The 14,182-nt window shown below is 67.2% G+C and carries 19 protein-coding genes; 8 read left to right on the forward strand and 11 right to left on the reverse strand.

The annotated features are described in order from the left end of the window. Positions 1–279: 279 nt before the first annotated feature. The 4 genes from QK444_RS04405 to QK444_RS04420 form a co-directional block, all read right to left on the reverse strand. The gene (locus tag QK444_RS04405) at positions 280–576 is read right to left on the reverse strand and encodes a hypothetical protein (RefSeq protein ID WP_143983727.1); all 297 of its coding nucleotides are present in this window, start codon (positions 574–576) and stop codon (positions 280–282) included. Then, a complete protein-coding gene (locus QK444_RS04410; RefSeq protein ID WP_282777304.1) occupies positions 577–786 on the reverse strand; it encodes a hypothetical protein in 210 nt (69 codons plus the stop codon). 550 nt (positions 787–1,336) lie between these two features. Then, positions 1,337–1,507 (reverse strand): hypothetical protein, encoded by a 171-nt coding sequence (locus QK444_RS04415; RefSeq protein ID WP_282777306.1) that lies wholly within the window; start codon positions 1,505–1,507, stop codon positions 1,337–1,339. After that, the gene (locus tag QK444_RS04420; RefSeq protein WP_282777308.1) at positions 1,507–1,704 is read right to left on the reverse strand and encodes a hypothetical protein; all 198 of its coding nucleotides are present in this window, start codon (positions 1,702–1,704) and stop codon (positions 1,507–1,509) included. Before QK444_RS04420 ends, QK444_RS04415 begins: the two co-directional genes overlap by 1 nt. Positions 1,705–1,875: 171 nt before the next feature. Between QK444_RS04420 and QK444_RS04425 the strand changes: the two genes are divergently transcribed. After that, on the forward strand, positions 1,876–2,676 hold the full coding sequence (locus QK444_RS04425; RefSeq protein ID WP_282777310.1) for a helix-turn-helix transcriptional regulator: 801 nt from the start codon (positions 1,876–1,878) through the stop codon (positions 2,674–2,676). After that, positions 2,669–2,866 carry a DUF397 domain-containing protein gene (locus QK444_RS04430; RefSeq protein ID WP_282777311.1) on the forward strand — a complete coding sequence of 66 codons (198 nt, stop codon included), beginning with the start codon at positions 2,669–2,671 and terminating at the stop codon, positions 2,864–2,866. Before QK444_RS04425 ends, QK444_RS04430 begins: the two co-directional genes overlap by 8 nt. Positions 2,867–2,886: 20 nt before the next feature. On the opposite strand, the gene QK444_RS04435 is transcribed toward QK444_RS04430, so the two are convergent. The 3 genes from QK444_RS04435 to QK444_RS04445 all read right to left on the reverse strand — a co-directional run bounded on the left by QK444_RS04435 (position 2,887) and on the right by QK444_RS04445 (position 5,047). Continuing rightward, positions 2,887–3,558, reverse strand: a complete 672-nt coding sequence (locus QK444_RS04435; protein ID WP_282777313.1) for a hypothetical protein — start codon at positions 3,556–3,558, stop codon at positions 2,887–2,889. A 1-nt stretch (position 3,559) separates the two neighbouring features. Further along, positions 3,560–4,297 carry a PE-PPE domain-containing protein gene (locus QK444_RS04440; RefSeq protein WP_282777315.1) on the reverse strand — a complete coding sequence of 246 codons (738 nt, stop codon included), beginning with the start codon at positions 4,295–4,297 and terminating at the stop codon, positions 3,560–3,562. A gap of 192 nt (positions 4,298–4,489) precedes the next feature. Continuing rightward, positions 4,490–5,047 carry a helix-turn-helix domain-containing protein gene (locus tag QK444_RS04445; protein ID WP_282777317.1) on the reverse strand — a complete coding sequence of 186 codons (558 nt, stop codon included), beginning with the start codon at positions 5,045–5,047 and terminating at the stop codon, positions 4,490–4,492. A gap of 140 nt (positions 5,048–5,187) precedes the next feature. On the opposite strand from QK444_RS04445, the gene QK444_RS04450 reads away from it, so the two are divergent. Next, positions 5,188–5,442, forward strand: coding sequence for a helix-turn-helix transcriptional regulator (locus QK444_RS04450; protein ID WP_282777319.1), 255 nt, complete (start codon positions 5,188–5,190; stop codon positions 5,440–5,442). 103 nt (positions 5,443–5,545) lie between these two features. On the opposite strand, the gene QK444_RS04455 is transcribed toward QK444_RS04450, so the two are convergent. Further along, entirely contained in the window at positions 5,546–5,794 is a 249-nt protein-coding gene (locus QK444_RS04455; RefSeq protein ID WP_282777321.1) for a hypothetical protein, read from the reverse strand. Positions 5,795–6,439: 645 nt separating this feature from the next. Here QK444_RS04455 and QK444_RS04460 point away from each other — a divergent pair. Next, a complete protein-coding gene (locus tag QK444_RS04460; RefSeq protein WP_282777323.1) occupies positions 6,440–7,177 on the forward strand; it encodes a helix-turn-helix domain-containing protein in 738 nt (245 codons plus the stop codon). On the opposite strand, the gene QK444_RS04465 is transcribed toward QK444_RS04460, so the two are convergent. Then, positions 7,161–7,739 (reverse strand): TetR/AcrR family transcriptional regulator, encoded by a 579-nt coding sequence (locus QK444_RS04465; RefSeq protein ID WP_282777325.1) that lies wholly within the window; start codon positions 7,737–7,739, stop codon positions 7,161–7,163. The two genes, QK444_RS04460 and QK444_RS04465, sit on opposite strands and share 17 nt — an antisense overlap. A 79-nt stretch (positions 7,740–7,818) precedes the next feature. Next, positions 7,819–9,030, reverse strand: a complete 1,212-nt coding sequence (locus QK444_RS04470; protein WP_282777327.1) for a cytochrome P450 — start codon at positions 9,028–9,030, stop codon at positions 7,819–7,821. 185 nt (positions 9,031–9,215) lie between these two features. Between QK444_RS04470 and QK444_RS04475 the strand changes: the two genes are divergently transcribed. The 4 genes from QK444_RS04475 (at position 9,216) to QK444_RS04490 (ending at position 13,480) form a co-directional block, all read left to right on the forward strand. Next, entirely contained in the window at positions 9,216–10,184 is a 969-nt protein-coding gene (locus QK444_RS04475; protein ID WP_306357017.1) for a 3-oxoacyl-[acyl-carrier-protein] synthase III C-terminal domain-containing protein, read from the forward strand. Continuing rightward, positions 10,181–11,065 carry a hypothetical protein gene (locus tag QK444_RS04480; RefSeq protein WP_282777331.1) on the forward strand — a complete coding sequence of 295 codons (885 nt, stop codon included), beginning with the start codon at positions 10,181–10,183 and terminating at the stop codon, positions 11,063–11,065. Before QK444_RS04475 ends, QK444_RS04480 begins: the two co-directional genes overlap by 4 nt. A 109-nt stretch (positions 11,066–11,174) precedes the next feature. Further along, positions 11,175–11,927 carry a glycosyltransferase gene (locus tag QK444_RS04485; RefSeq protein WP_282777333.1) on the forward strand — a complete coding sequence of 251 codons (753 nt, stop codon included), beginning with the start codon at positions 11,175–11,177 and terminating at the stop codon, positions 11,925–11,927. Then, entirely contained in the window at positions 11,924–13,480 is a 1,557-nt protein-coding gene (locus tag QK444_RS04490) for a class I adenylate-forming enzyme family protein (protein WP_282777335.1), read from the forward strand. Before QK444_RS04485 ends, QK444_RS04490 begins: the two co-directional genes overlap by 4 nt. A gap of 230 nt (positions 13,481–13,710) precedes the next feature. On the opposite strand, the gene QK444_RS04495 is transcribed toward QK444_RS04490, so the two are convergent. After that, the coding region (locus tag QK444_RS04495; RefSeq protein ID WP_282777337.1) for a hypothetical protein at positions 13,711–14,182 on the reverse strand (472 nt) is incomplete at its 5' end.

Below are 14,182 nucleotides of genomic sequence, written 5' to 3' on the forward strand. Positions count from 1 at the left end.
TTCGGGGCCTTCCGGATGTGGGCATGACGGATCGCGAGCCGGCTCGGGCTCGGAATCGGAGGTGTGGGGTCCCGCCCCCGGAGGTGAGGGGCGATCCGGGGGCGGGACCATTGCGCCCCCTGCGCTGCGGCGGGCGTCTGCTACCGCGGACCACCTGCGGGAGACGCGGCGCGCTGGGGGCGGGCATGCGGCGGGCTCTGAACCCGCTCGGTAACCTGTGGAAGGGTTTCGGGGGCCTGCCGCATGGGAATTGGACGCGAAGGCGTCACAGTTGGGGCGTCAGATCTCTTCTTCGAGGGTGGCGGGGATCTGGTATTTCGCCCGGGGTGGTTCCTGGCCGGGGACGTGCAGGCGCAGGAACGTGAGTAGTTCGTCGATGTGGCGTTGGAGGGCTCGGATCAGGCGGATGGCGTCGCGGAAGCGGAGGTGGTCGCTGGCGGCCTGGTCTTCCAGGGCGGCGACGCGTTCACGGAGTTTCGCGACTTCTCTTGCCTGCCAGGCGGTTACCGCGCCGATGACGGTCGCGACCGCCACTCCGATGGCCTGTACCAGTTCTGGGTTCAGCCATGACTGCATTCAGCTCTCACCGTCCGTCCGGAGTACCGGGGTGACGGCCGGTCTGATCACCGCCCCGGCTATGACCGGAGTGAGGAGGCCGTAGAGGGTGAGGGCGGTGTCGATCCAGTCGGTGTTCAGTTGGCGGCCCAGGAGGTAGGCGGCTACGCCGGAGATGGCTACGAGGATGGAGCGCACCAGAGCCGGTTCGGGAACCCTGTTGAGTCGCATGGTGTTTCCTTTCGACGAGTGCTGCGGGGCCCGGTGCCGCTCTGGAAAGCAGGGCCCGGGTGGTTACGGGATCAGTGGGGCCACGGCGGCGATCAGCTGGGCGATCAGCATGCCGATGGTGATCCATTCATTGATGGACAGGCCGAGAATCATGAGGGTCCTCGCGGGTTCGAAGGGGTGTTCCAATGACCGCGCCCCCGATCCCGGAGGCGGGATCGAGGGCGCGATCGGTGATGCGTGCGGCGGCCAGCGACTTGTGAAATGCGCTGTGGCAGCTGCGGTCCCGTGACTACGGGTGATAGCGCAGAGGGTCGCTGCACGCTAGGGGTCTGCGGTGTGCCGATCCTGAATCTGGAACGCTTTGGAAGTCGCACGCGGCGACGGAGTTTCGTTCGGGGGTTCCGTTCGGAGGATCGAGATTCCTACCGCAGGTTTCCGGTGATTTCCGGGATGTGGGCGCAGCTCTGGCGCTGCACCAAGCTTGGCTTAAGCATGGCCGGAAGTCAACACCGAATCCGAAACTTCTTTAAAGTTCCTGGTAGATCAGTGTTTACAGGACCATGGCGGAGGCCAGGAGCTGAGTCACGTGCATCTGGCTGGATTGGCCGGGGTCGTGGCGGTGGCGGCCCTGCGGGCGGGGTCGGACGGTGCGTCGGCCCGCGCAATAGCCGGTGCCGAAGATCAGTGCTGATGCGATAGCGAACAGCAGGTACGCGGTCATCAGTACCTCCGGGAGGAGTCGGGGACGATGCGACCGGCCTCGATCAGGGCTTCGAAGGCGGCGGTCTTGCGCGGGCAGTGGTAGACGGCGCATTCGCGGTGCATGCGCATGGCTTCGTGGGCCTGGTCGACGGTGAAGGGGGTGTCGGGTTCGGAGTGGGCGGCCATTGCCAGCAGTTCCGACAGGGTGTAGTCCATGGGGACCTCCAGGGGGCAGGGAGCACCCGACGCCGGGCGCACGGACCGCGGCTCGTCGGTCAGTGCTGTTGTGTGGGCGCGGGATTCGTCCCGGCGTCGGGTGCTCGAGTTCAGAATGCGGGATCGCGGCAAGCGAGTCCACGGCTTATATGAGGTGGCTATGATGTGTTTGTGCGACGCCATATGCTGATCGACGCGCGAAAGGCGACCGGCCGAACACAAGAGGAGGTTGCCGAACTGGTCGGTGTCGATCGGACCACGCTCGGCAAGTGGGAGCGCGACGAGAGCACGCCGCATCCCACACAGCGCGTGCGCTACGCCGAGGCGCTCGACGTCAGCATGAGCGAGCTGGACGCGATGCTGAGCAATCTTCCGCTCCGGGTCAACGAGATGCCCAGCTGGCTGGACACCTATCTCGCAATGGAGCAGTCGGCGACTGAACTTCGTGCGCATGAGCCGCGCGCTGTCTACGGGCTGTTCCAGACGGCGGCCTATGCGCGCGAGATCGTGCGCCACGCGTTCTTCACCGCTCCGTCGGCGTCGTTCCTCGAGGAAACCGTCGCGCAGCGTGCCTACCGGCAGCGGCGGATTCGGAGCGGTGATCTGAAGGTCGATGTGATTCAGCCCGAAGCCGCGCTGCGACTCCAACTCGGAGGGCGCGCGGTAATGGCTGAACAGCTCGCTACCATGACTGAGCTGGCAGCATTGCCCAATGTCACCATACGGGTAGCGACATATGAGGCGGGCCAGTACGCGGCCCGGCGGCTCGGCGATTTCGTCATCATGGACCACCAATGGGGAAAGCCTCGAGTGCACCTCGAGGGATACGGGGGCGGGTACTTCATATCCGAGCCCGACGAGGTCGCCTACTTCGTCGCATCGTTCGACCATGCGTGTCGGATAGCCTTGGCACCGAGAGAGTCCAGTACGTTCATCCGCAGGCTGGCCGACGCTTGGAGTACCAATGGATGACCTCGCATGGCGCAAGTCGAGCTTCACCGACCGAGAGACTTGCGTCGAGGTCGCGGCGACGAAACACCTTGTGCTGATACGCAATAGCAACGCTCCCGAAGCAGGAACCGTAGCGTTCGACAGAGCTGAGTTCACCGCGTGGTTACAGGGCTGCAAGGCTGGAGAGTTCGACGACCTGGCCGATCTCTGAACCGTTATGCCGCGGCACCGTTACGCCGCGACGCTACGGCGTGCCGGGTAGGCGAGGTGAGCGTCCAGCACCTCGCCCACGACGAACATCTCGGGCAGATCGGGGGACCATGGGCCGGGTACCGGGTCGATGCGGCCCGCGTCTCGGAGCGTTCGCACTCTGCGTACGGTGAGGCCCTGATAGTCGCCGCTCAATTCCTTTGCAAGCGTTGCGATTCCGGATGCGCTAAGTCGCGTGCGACGGGCTTGCGCGAGTTGGGCGTCGTCAATTGAGCGGTCGCGGGCCGGTGGGCAGACGATTCGGGTCGCGGTGGCGACAGCTGCCGCGAGTTCGGCGGGGGCGGATTCGACGCCTTCGGTCATGGCGAAGGCAATGAGGTTGCGGTGTAGCCAGCGGGCCAAGGCGGGGGTCGTAGTTCCGGCGGTGTAGGGGAGGCCGCGTTGTTCGCAGATCAGGCGGGTCCAGGAGGACAGGACGGCGTGTAGGTGGTCGGCGGCTTTCGAGGCGGCGGGGTTGTAGGGCAGGGGTTGGGTGGCGGAGCGGGGCTGGAGGCGGTATTCGGTGGGGCCGTTGAGGCGGGTGCGGCAGGCGAAGGCGTCGGCGAGATCGTCTGAGAGATCAGGGATTTCACGCAGGAGGCGGTCCAGTTCGCGGATGGCGTCGTGGGAGAGATAGAGGTGGTCGGGGGTCATGTCAGGCCACCTCTCGGTTGATGGTGTCGGCCAGGCGGGCGGCGTGGCCGAGGCGGATGTAGTCGTCGGTGTGGCGGCCGTCGAGGAGGTAGCCGCGGGCGTAGGTGAGGACGCCGGTCCAGGTGGTCCAGTTCTTGGGGGACCACCAGCGTTGGAGGCGTTTGTGGACGGCGATCTCGAAGAGGCTCTGGCCCCAGCGGAGCATGGCTTCGCGGTCGGCGAGGCAGAAGTACTCGGAGAGGTCGGCGAGCAGGCGCAGGGCATTGCCGGGCGGTAGGGCGGTGATCGGATCGCCTTGTGCCGCAGCCCAATACGCGGGGACGAAAGGGATCCAGCGTTGGCCTGCGATGCCGTAGCCGCCGGGTTCGGGGCCGACGCATTGACCGGCGGGGCGCAGCGGGTCGGCGATCAGCGCGCAGGCGGCCACCTCCAGGTGGGGCCAGAGGCCCTTGCCGATGTCGGCGGCCACGTCACCGGCGATGGCCGCGCCCTGGGAGTATCCGGCGAGTACCACGCGGTTCGGGGTGGCCTCGATGGCCTCGAGCAGCGCGCGGCGCCCCGCCGCGAGACTGTCGGCGAACGCGACCTGGCGGCCGTAGTCGGCCGGATAGGGGATCATGCGCGGGGTGAAGCGGGCGGGATCGAGCGCGGCCGCGAAGGCGGTGGTGACGCCGTCGCCGTGAGGGTTCCAGGTGCCGCCCATGATGAGCACGTCGATCTTCTCGGAGGATTCGGTCATGGCGGGTGTGGACTTTCTGCTGAGCGGGCAGGGGCGATCACGGAAGACGCCGGACAGGGCGGCTTACGCAGGGAGACGGAGTACGCCAGACGGCGGCGGCTCCGAGGGAGAGCGGAACGCGCCGGTCAGCGGCGGCTCCACGGGAGAGACGACGGAACGCGCCGGACAGCGGCGGCTCCGCGGGAGGGACAGTCAACGGGTCGCGGCGGATCCGTCGGGGGAGGCGATGAGCGTGGCGCTGCACACGCGGCCGTCGCGCGGGTCGTGGATCACGATGACCGCGACGGCATTCGGTTCGTCGCCGGAGAGGTAGGGCAGGCCGGGCACGGCCGACCGCCACGGGTCGAATCCGGTCAGGCGGGGGAGGCTTTCGACGGCATCGCTGAGCGCATGCTGCGCGTTAACTGAAATGTTGCGAGTAAGTGGAATCTCTGCGGGTCCGGCGCCGTGACATATGTCACACGCACCGTGCGAATGGTTGGCTTCGCAACCCATGGAACGGCATTCGGCGCGCGCACCGGGGTACTCAGCCGACGCCTCGACGTCCGGAATCAGCTCCTCCACCGAGCAGCCGAGAGCATCGGCGATCCGCACCAAATGCTCCAGCGTGAAGGATCGCCGCGCAGCCAGGAGCAGCCGCAACTCCTCCCGCGACAGGCCGAGACACCGAGCAAGGTCGTCGCTATCACGACCCAGCTGCGCCGCGACGCGCCGCACCTGCTCCGCAACAAGCACATCCAACTGTTCCATACGGAGCACAATATGTTCCGTTCGGACCTGTAGCAACCCCGAACGGATTTTCCTTGGAGTTTGCAGGAATCATGACGGCATCGCCTACGCCACGATCGAAGTCGTTGCGACAACTCCGTTCGGACTTCAGAATGGTCCGTATGGGCTTGAATGAGACGGCCGCGGAGATCAACCGCGCAGTGGGCAACGAGCTGCGGGCGTCACGCGCACGCAAGCACCTCTCCCGGCAGCAACTCGCCGACCGCACCGGACTGGGGCTCAGCACCATCCAGCGGTTCGAGAACGGCGAGCGGTCGCCGGATATGAATCAGCTCTTCGCGCTCTGCGAAGCGCTCGAGATACCGATGCGTGAGTTCGTAGCACTCGCGACGAAGGGCATCGAGCCGCCGCGCTGAGAAGGCTCCCGGCCGGTTCGATTCACCGGGTGGCGCGGAACCCCGATCCACCCGTACATACGTGGCCGTCGCCTATCCGGCGGCCACGACACACCGTGGCGCGTCAGGCACACCACGTGCCATTGGGCCTACCGGTCTCGTCGACCGGTATCCCGACGTGAAAGCGCGCGTAGTCGACAAGAGTCTGGGCCGGATCGGCGGCCCTCCCCACCCAGGCGGCGATCAGCACGTCGGTGACGGTCGCACTGCCATCGATGACCCGGTTGACGGCATCGCCGCCGATGGCGGATCGCAACGCCGTTTCAGAGCACGCACCCTGCGCCATCAACTCAGGCATCGAGCCAATTTCCACGATCAGTTTCCCCTTACCTTCAAGTGCTCAGCTTCGAGCCGATTCCGGCCGGAACAAGCCGCCGCACCGGAATCCACGTATTTATAACCCATAGCCGAGCTAAAGGAACTTCAAAGGCGCTCTGCTACACGGCGATTCGCTACCCGCTCGCGCGACACTACCCACGGGTCATGATTGCCCGGGATTCGCGGTACCCCTTGTGCAACAACACACTTCACCGGGCGCGACCAACGGACAACCAGGGAAGGGTAAGAGTTCGAAAGCGTTGCACCCCAACGGAGCCGACATTCGGATCAACTCCGCGAGCGTGAACGACGCCGGTTCCGCCATTCGGTCGGTCCACTCCGAGTCCGTAACTCCCATACACCCCGCGAGTTCACCGACCTCGACCCCCGCCGCGGTCATCGCCCACCCGATTCGGTTTCCGATACACACATCCAACCAGCCCACCTGACCGCCTTCCACCCCGACCACGGTGGTGCCGTGACCTCCGACACGCAGGTCACGGCACCTAAATCGTTAAGCTTCGAACATATGTTCTATTATCCGGGGGTAAGCGATGGGAGATCAACGGTCGCCATCCACACAATCCGTGAGCGAACCCGCGGCAGGAACCGAGAGATGCCAACCGAGAGGTGATATCCGTTGGTCAACAACATGTTCGGCGAATACCTACGCCAACGCAGACTGGATGCCGGACTCAGTCGGGCCCAGCTCGCCGCCCGCGCCAACGTATCGGTCTCGCTCATCGAGAAGATCGAGGCGGGCACTCGGACCACCACGCTGAACACCCTGCAGGTACTGTTCGACGAGCTCGCCGTGCCGCCGATCTATCGCAGACATATCCTCGGACTGGTGCTGCCGAGCGTGTTCGGGCGGGTGCCGCACAGCGAATCCGCGGGTCCCGCGCCGAGCGACCTCGCCGATCTGGCCAGCCTCGACCATCCGGCCAGCCTCTATCTCATGCCGACCTTCACCATCGTCGCGGCGAATACCGCCTACCAGCGGACTTTTCCGGGAATGCGGGCCGGAAGAAACTTCGTCGAATGGATGTTCCTGGATCCGAACGCGCGCACCGTCATGGTCGAATGGCATCGGGAGGCGCACCGTCTCCAGCACGGGCTGCGCATGTTCACCTCGATCATCACCCCGGACCGCAGTGTCGAGGAGGTCATCGAACGGTGCCGGGTCGCACCGGAGTGGGAAGAACTCTGGAACAGCGGATTACCCGAGCCGGATTCTCCGGAGGAAAGTCTGCATATCCGGGACGTGCGCAGTCGGCGGGTGAGCCGAATGGCGGTGCGGCTCTACACCCCGGAGCTGCCCGCACGGCCGTGGTGGCTGTTGCGATTGATTCCCGAGGAATTCAGTCGTTGCCGATAGCCCGGTCCACCGCGACGGTGACCAGTTCGCGCGCCCGTTGCTCGCCGAAAATGCCGGGGAGGGTGAGGCGTTCGAGAATGAGCCAGTTGAGGGCGAGGTAGAGCAGGAGCACCGTGTCCTCGTCGCCGGGCATACCGGAGTCGAGATGGTTGCGAATATTGAAGTCGATATCGGCGCGCACCCGTTCGGTGAGCAGGGCCTGGAGTTCGGGGCGACGGGTGGATTCCAGGCGCAGTTCCAGCTGGGCGATATAGCCGGTGCGGAAGTTGGTGATGCGGTCGACCACTTCGGTCATGAGCTCGGTGATGGTTTCCCTCGTGCGCGGGGCCTGGGTGAGCTTGGCCATGGTCTCGTCGCTGGGTATCAGACGCTCGTAGTAGCGGTGGCCCACCTGAACGAGCAGGTCGTCGCGGTTGGTGAAGTAGTTGGAGGCGGTGCCCGCCGGGACCGCCGCCTCCTTGTCGACGGCACGGAAGGTGAGGCCGCGGGCGCCGTCGCGGGCGAGGACCTCGATCGCGCCGTCCAGCAGTGCCCGTCGGCGTTCGGGATTGGTGCGCACCACCTGGCATCACTCCGTTCGAAATGCACTCCGGATTAAAACACTACAGTCAGAGTACAACATGCGGAGCGGTAGTTGGGGTTCAGGTCAGCCGGATGCGCAGGGTTTCGTACGTGGGGATGAATACCTTTCGGCGATAACGCCTTTCGACGATCTCGAAGGGACGTCCGGCGGCGGTGAGAGCGCGCAGCAGGGCCGACAGCTCGGAGTGCACCAGCTGCGCGCCGAGGCACAGGTGCCGACCGCCGCCGAACCAGAGCTGACGGGTTTCCGGGACATAGTCGCGGTGCACCCGGAAATCGCCGACGGCATTGTTGATCGACCAGGTCAGGATCTTGACATGCTCGCCCGCGACGAGGCGACGCCCGGCGACCTCCACATCGGCGGTGACCGAGCGGCCCACCAGGTAGGCGGGACTGGTGACGCGCAGGGTTTCGCGCACCGCGTCGGGCACTCGGTCCGGCGCGGCCAGCAGGGCGTGCTGCTCGCCGCTGTCGTGCAGCAGCGCGACCATTCGGCCCATGGCGCTGGCCAGGGTGTCCGTACCCGCCACCGCCATGAGAATGGCCAGCCCCGAGGCGTGTTCGACCGGGAGGCCCAGCTCTCGGCAGCGGCCCAGGGTGGTATTGCCGTCGGCGCGCTCGTAGGCGGCGGGGACCGAGGCCGACAGCTTGGCGGCCAGGGTGCGGGCGCGATCCAGGGCTACCGGATCAAGGGTGGTTGACGCCATGGTGCCGATGCCGAGATTCACCAGTTCCTCGACATGTTCGAACAGCACCCGGAACGGCTCGTCGGCATCGCCGTCGAGGGTGCCGTCGGTGAACAGGGCGGCGATGTCGGCCGGTCCCATACCGACCAGATCGGAGACGCTGCGGCCCACCAGCACCCGAGCGCGTTCGGCGATATCGACCGTGCGACCGGCGGCCAGGTCCGTCGCGAGCTCCCGCAGGGCCGGGCCGATCACCCGTTCGACCAGGTCTTCGGTGTGCCTGGCGGTGAACAGGTCGCGGACCTTGTCGCGCAACTCGGTGTGGCCGGGACCCTCGAAGAGATCCTCCACCCAGTCGCCGATCACCTGCGCCCACCAGTGCCCGGCGGCTCCCTCGGAGACGATGCTGAAGTGCGCGTGATCGTTGTAGATCTGCCGGGCCACCGCCGGGTCCGCCACGAACCAGCCGAGCTTGGGCACCTTGCGGATGGGGCGGGCCAGCCGGCCGGCGAGCAGCAGCGCGGGCAGCCAGGGCTGACCGGCGGCGAGCAGAGCCAATTCGTGGCGCTTGGCGGTATCCAACATCGATCCTCCCGGGGTGCAATGTCGTTCACATCACACATCTGACCTGAGAATTTTTCAAAACCGAAATACACACACTGCTACGGTCGCCCGCAACCGATCACTGTCTGGAGCCGAACATGGTGAGATCGCGCATCGAAGCGGTGGGATCGACACTGCCCGACAACGAAGTGACTACCGCAGAGCTTATGCGGCAGCTGACCATCGACAACCCCATCGACCTGGAACGGGTGAGCGGCGTGCGCGCCCGCCGCACGGCCGGTGCGAATGAGGACTCGTTCACCCTCGCGGCCGACGCCGCACGCGACGCGCTCGCGAATTCCCGCTACGACGCCGCGGATCTGGATGTGATCATCTCCTGTTCGATCACCCGCATCCGCGACGGCGACTTCACCCTCGAACCCTCCTTCGCGCTCATGCTGCGCAACGAACTGGGCGCGCGCCGGGCCGTGCACTTCGACGTCTCCAATGCCTGCGCGGGCATGCTGACCGGAGTGCTGGTGTTGGACAGGATGATTCGGGCCGGGATCGCGCGGCGCGGACTGGTGGTGTCCGGCGAGAACATCACCCCCATCGCCGATACCGCCGTGCGGGAGATGTCGGAGAAATACGATCCGCAGTTCGCCTCGCTCACCGTCGGCGACGCGGGCGCGGCGGTGGTGCTCGACGCCGACGGCGGGGCCGACGAGGGCATCGAATACATCGAACTCAATACCAGCGCCGCCTTCGCGGGCCTGTGCCTCGGCATGCCCAGCGACCGGAGTCCCGGCATCGCGCTGTACACGGACAACCGGGCCATGCACAACGAAGCCAGATATTTGCTGTGGACCACTCGGCAGAATGATTTCCTGCGCGAGCGCGGCGGCGGGTTCGGCGACGAGGGATACGACTATGTGATCCATCATCAATTCAGCGGTCCCGCGGTGGAATTGATCAACAAGATCGCCGAACGGGAATTCGACGCCGCCATGCCACCCGGATTGATGGTGCTCGACAAATACGGAAATACCGCGTCCACATCACATTTCGTGGTACTGCACGACGCGCTGAAACAGGGGCTGCTCACCGGCGGCGCGAAGGTGCTGATGGTGCCCGCCGCGTCCGGTGTGGTGGCCGGATTCCTCTCGGTGACCCTCGGCGAATTGCGGGTGGGATGACCATGGGCATCGCGATCTCCTCGGTGGCCACGGTCTCGGGCCGCGGCAGTTCCATCGAGCAGGCGGCGCTGGCCGCGAAACAGGCCATCGAGCGGGCCGGGACCACGCCCGACCAGATCGACGCGCTCATCAACGTGGGCGTCTACCGGGACGCCAATATGGTGGAACCCGCCATGTCGGCGCTGATCCAGCAGCAGGTGGGCATCGGACTGGAGTACGCCAGCGGGGATGTGCCGTGCCTGAGCTTCGACCTCATGAACGGGGCCTGCGGAGTGCTCAATGCCGTGCAGGTGAGCCAGGCGCTGGTGGAATCGGCGGCGGTGCGGCGGGTGCTGATCGTCTCCGGCGACGCGCATCCGTCCGGATCCGCCGAACCCGTCGACGGATTCCCGATCACGCCCGTCGGGGCGGCACTGCTGCTCGAGAAATCGGACGGCCGGGCGGGATTCGGCAGCCTGCACGTCGGGGCGACGGAGGAGCGGCCGCAACCGGTGGGATTCGTGAACCTGCCGCGCATGGGCACCACCGGACGCTCCACCATCGTCGTCGACCGCACGGCGACCACCGTCGACGAACTGCTCCAGCACGCCGTGGAAGCGGCGCTGGCCGCGGTGGAGGTCGACGATATCGACATCACCCGCACCGTGCTGGTGTGCGGGCGGCCCACGCCCGACTTCCCGGAAGTGCTCGCCGAACGACTCGGCCTGCCCACCGGAGCCCTCTGCGCCGACAGCACCGCGGGCGACGCGCACACCTCCGCGCTGCCGGTCGGCTATCTCACCGCACGCGAGGAAGGCATGCTCGACGGGCAGCAGGCCATGCTGTTCGTGGCGGCGGGTGCGGGGCCGTCCGCCGCCGCCATCACCTATCGACTGGGGTGAGATGCGCGACCATGTGGGTGAGCACGGATAACGCCGACCGGACGGCACGCGATTTCACCCCAGAGTGCGTTTCGCATCGGGGCGCAGTCGCCGGACCACGGGAGGGGTCATGAGCAAACTCTGGGTGATCGTGCCCGCCTACAACGAGGAATACGGCATCGGGGCCACCCTGGACGCGCTCGCCGCCCAACGCGACCGCGACTTCACCCTGATCGTGGTGGACAACAACTCCACCGACGGCACCGCGGCGGTGGTGAAGGACTTCGCCGCCGCGCACCCGGACATGCGCATCGAGATCATCGACGAATCCCAGAAGGGCACCGGAGCCGCGGCCGACACCGGCATGCGGCACGCCATCGCCGCGGGAGCCGTGCGGCTGGCACGCACGGACGCCGACTGCATACCGGCCTCCGACTGGACCGCACGCATCCACGCGGGGTTCGACTCCGGGCTGCGGCTGATCAGCGGGCAGCTCATACCCCGCACCGACGAGGGGGTGAGCTGGGTCGACCGCAATGTCATCCGCTTCGCGCTGGAGGTGGCGTCCACCTTCGGCAAGTTCCGGCCCGGGAATCAGGATCCGCGCTACCTCGGGCCGTACGTGATGACGCCCGGCTGCAATATGGCCATCACCGCCGAGCTGTACGAGGCGGCGGGTGGATTTCCGCGCACGGCCATCGAGGAGCTGCACGAGGATCGGGCGCTGGTGAACGCCGTGCGGATGATTACCACCGAGTACGGATTGCGCAGGGACGTGCGGGTTTTCGGCTCCAATCGGCGGGTGCGGGCGTGGGGTGTCCGCAAGACGCTCGCCTGGTACGCCGATCACCGGTACAAGCCGGAATTGGTGGACATTCGGTGAGCGACGGTCCCGGTGACTTCCTGGAACTACTGCGGGAGCAGGCGCGACGACATCCCGACGCCCCGGCACTGGGTATGGTCGGTGCGCGACCGCTCGGCTACGGCGAGCTCGTCGCGCTCATCGACGGCGTGGCGGAGCGGTTGCACGCCAATGGCTTTCGCCCCGGCGATCGGATGCTGTTCTCCATCCGCCCGTGCGTGGACGCGGTGGCGCTCATCCTCGGCACCATCGCGGCCGGGGGGACCATCGTCTTCGTCGACCCGGGAGTAGGACCGGAACTGTTCGCACGGCGGCTGCGCGTCGTCGAACCCACTTGGGCGGCAACCGAATCCCTGCTCTACCTGTTGAGCGGGCCGCTGCGCCGGGTCGGGCGGGCCAAGGGGCTGGAGCTGCCCGCGTTCGGGCGGCTGCGCGTCCGGCACATTCACAGCGGACCGCGGCTGCCGGGCACGCCCGGCGGATCGCTGCCGCTGCGACGGCTGCTGGAGCCAGGTGCGACGGGTGCCGAGCGGCGGCTGCTGGAGCCAGGTGCGAGGGGTGCCGAGCGGCGGCTGGATCCCGACACCGATGCGCTGATCGTCTTCACCTCGGGCACCACCGATGATCCCAAAGCCGTTGTGCACACCCGTGGTTCGCTCGGAGCCGGGCTGGCCGCCATGGCGGGGCGGTCCAGCCTCGGGCCGGGGGCACATCTGCACACCGAGCAGCTGATGATGGGTTTGCCCGCGCTCATGGCGGGGGCGCGGTGGTCGCTGCCGCGCTATCCGCGCTTCGGGACGCATATCGACCCGATCGAATTCACCCGTGGGCTGGATGCGGCGACGCACGCGTTCTTCACGCCCGCCGATCTGGCGGTGGCGCTGACCGCCATCGAATCCGGAACGCTGGCGGCACCCACGCTGCGGGAGGTGTCGCTCGGTGGGGCACCGGTGACCACCGCGCTGCTGCGCCGAGCGCGGTCCGCGCTGCCCGGCTGCGAATTCCTCGCCATCTACGGCATGACCGAGATCCTGCCGGTGGCGGTCACCACCGGGGCGGCCAAGCTGGCCTACGACGGTGCGGGCGATCCGCTGGGCGCACCGGTCAGCGGGGTGGACGCGCGGGTGGCCGACGATGGTGAGCTGATCCTGTCCGGACCCAACCTGTGCCGCGGGTACCTCGGCGAAACGCCGCTGAAGGAAGTCCGCACCGGCGATCTCGCGCGGATGGACGGCGACACCATCGTGCTGGTCGGCCGCAAGAAGGACATGATGATCCGCGGCAAGACCAATATCTATCCCGGACTGTACGAACCCGTGATCGCGCGGGTGCCCGGCGTGCGGCAGGCCATCATAGTCGGACTGCCCGACGAGATCGGGGACGAGCGGATCGTGCTCGCCGTGGTGGCGGACGGGGACGCGACGGCGGTGCGGGCGCGGCTCGCACGCGAATTGCCCCGGCTGATCGACACGTCCGCGCTGCCCGACGAGATCGTGATGGTCGACGAGATCCCAGTGGGCGGACGCACCCGCAAGCCCGATCGCGCGGCACTGCGCGCGCTGCTGCGCGGGTGACACCGCGAGCATGACGCCGCTGGGCGTAGCGGGCAGATACACACGGCGCGCCGATGCGGGGGCGCGCCGACCACACCGGACGCACGAGGACGGTGGCGGCACAGCGCCGCCCCGGCCGGTCTCCCGGCGCGTCCGCGCAAGCGGACCGGCGCCCGCCGCACATGGGCCGCCGCGATCCGGGCCACCGAACCGGGGCTACGACCCTGTGCGAAAGTCGCGGTGCGGCTTGGCTACCCCACCCGGTCGGCGAGGGTCGCAAGCACCAGATCGGCGAAGCGTTCGGCCGACTCCGGGGACAGCACGCCGTCCACGTAGCAGAACTCGAGACTCATTTCGTCGTGCGCGGTGGCCACGGCGACGGTGAGGGCGCTGACACAGGAGTTGCCCGCGGCGACGGACAGGCCGCAGGTGCGCCACTCCCCCGGCGCGGGCGGGAAGTCGACGCGGCCGAGGTTGGTCACCGAGACATTCCACGGGGCCCGGCGGTCGATGAGTTTCACCACGCGCCAGCCGGATTCGAGAGACTTCGGGGTGCCGTAGCGCATCCCGGCGACCGTGGCGAGGTGCCGCCGCTGACGAACCTTGCGGTCGAGTTGGCGGTTCACCGAACGCGCCGCCGACCAGAGCGAGCGGCGCGGGCCGAAGGGCACGAACGTGGTGAGAACCGGTGCGTAGATGCCGAGTTCGTCGGCGGCCGGGACG

Source organism: Nocardia sp. CC201C (genome assembly GCF_030010695.1).
In the GTDB taxonomy this organism is placed as follows: domain Bacteria; phylum Actinomycetota; class Actinomycetes; order Mycobacteriales; family Mycobacteriaceae; genus Nocardia; species Nocardia otitidiscaviarum.

What these genes read in the sequence shown, in the direction of transcription:
- QK444_RS04405 (WP_143983727.1), bottom strand. Translation starts at nt 576, where the DNA reads ATGCAGTCATGGCTGAACCCAGAACTGGTACAGGCCATCGGAGTGGCG.
- QK444_RS04410 (WP_282777304.1), bottom strand. Translation starts at nt 786, where the DNA reads ATGCGACTCAACAGGGTTCCCGAACCGGCTCTGGTGCGCTCCATCCTC.
- QK444_RS04415 (WP_282777306.1), bottom strand. Translation starts at nt 1,507, where the DNA reads ATGACCGCGTACCTGCTGTTCGCTATCGCATCAGCACTGATCTTCGGC.
- QK444_RS04420 (WP_282777308.1), bottom strand. Translation starts at nt 1,704, where the DNA reads ATGGACTACACCCTGTCGGAACTGCTGGCAATGGCCGCCCACTCCGAA.
- QK444_RS04430 (WP_282777311.1), top strand. Translation starts at nt 2,669, where the DNA reads ATGGATGACCTCGCATGGCGCAAGTCGAGCTTCACCGACCGAGAGACT.
- QK444_RS04435 (WP_282777313.1), bottom strand. Translation starts at nt 3,558, where the DNA reads ATGACCCCCGACCACCTCTATCTCTCCCACGACGCCATCCGCGAACTG.
- QK444_RS04440 (WP_282777315.1), bottom strand. Translation starts at nt 4,297, where the DNA reads ATGACCGAATCCTCCGAGAAGATCGACGTGCTCATCATGGGCGGCACC.
- QK444_RS04445 (WP_282777317.1), bottom strand. Translation starts at nt 5,047, where the DNA reads ATGGAACAGTTGGATGTGCTTGTTGCGGAGCAGGTGCGGCGCGTCGCG.
- QK444_RS04450 (WP_282777319.1), top strand. Translation starts at nt 5,188, where the DNA reads ATGGGCTTGAATGAGACGGCCGCGGAGATCAACCGCGCAGTGGGCAAC.
- QK444_RS04470 (WP_282777327.1), bottom strand. Translation starts at nt 9,030, where the DNA reads ATGTTGGATACCGCCAAGCGCCACGAATTGGCTCTGCTCGCCGCCGGT.
- QK444_RS04475 (WP_306357017.1), top strand. Translation starts at nt 9,216, where the DNA reads ATGCGGCAGCTGACCATCGACAACCCCATCGACCTGGAACGGGTGAGC.
- QK444_RS04480 (WP_282777331.1), top strand. Translation starts at nt 10,181, where the DNA reads ATGACCATGGGCATCGCGATCTCCTCGGTGGCCACGGTCTCGGGCCGC.
- QK444_RS04485 (WP_282777333.1), top strand. Translation starts at nt 11,175, where the DNA reads ATGAGCAAACTCTGGGTGATCGTGCCCGCCTACAACGAGGAATACGGC.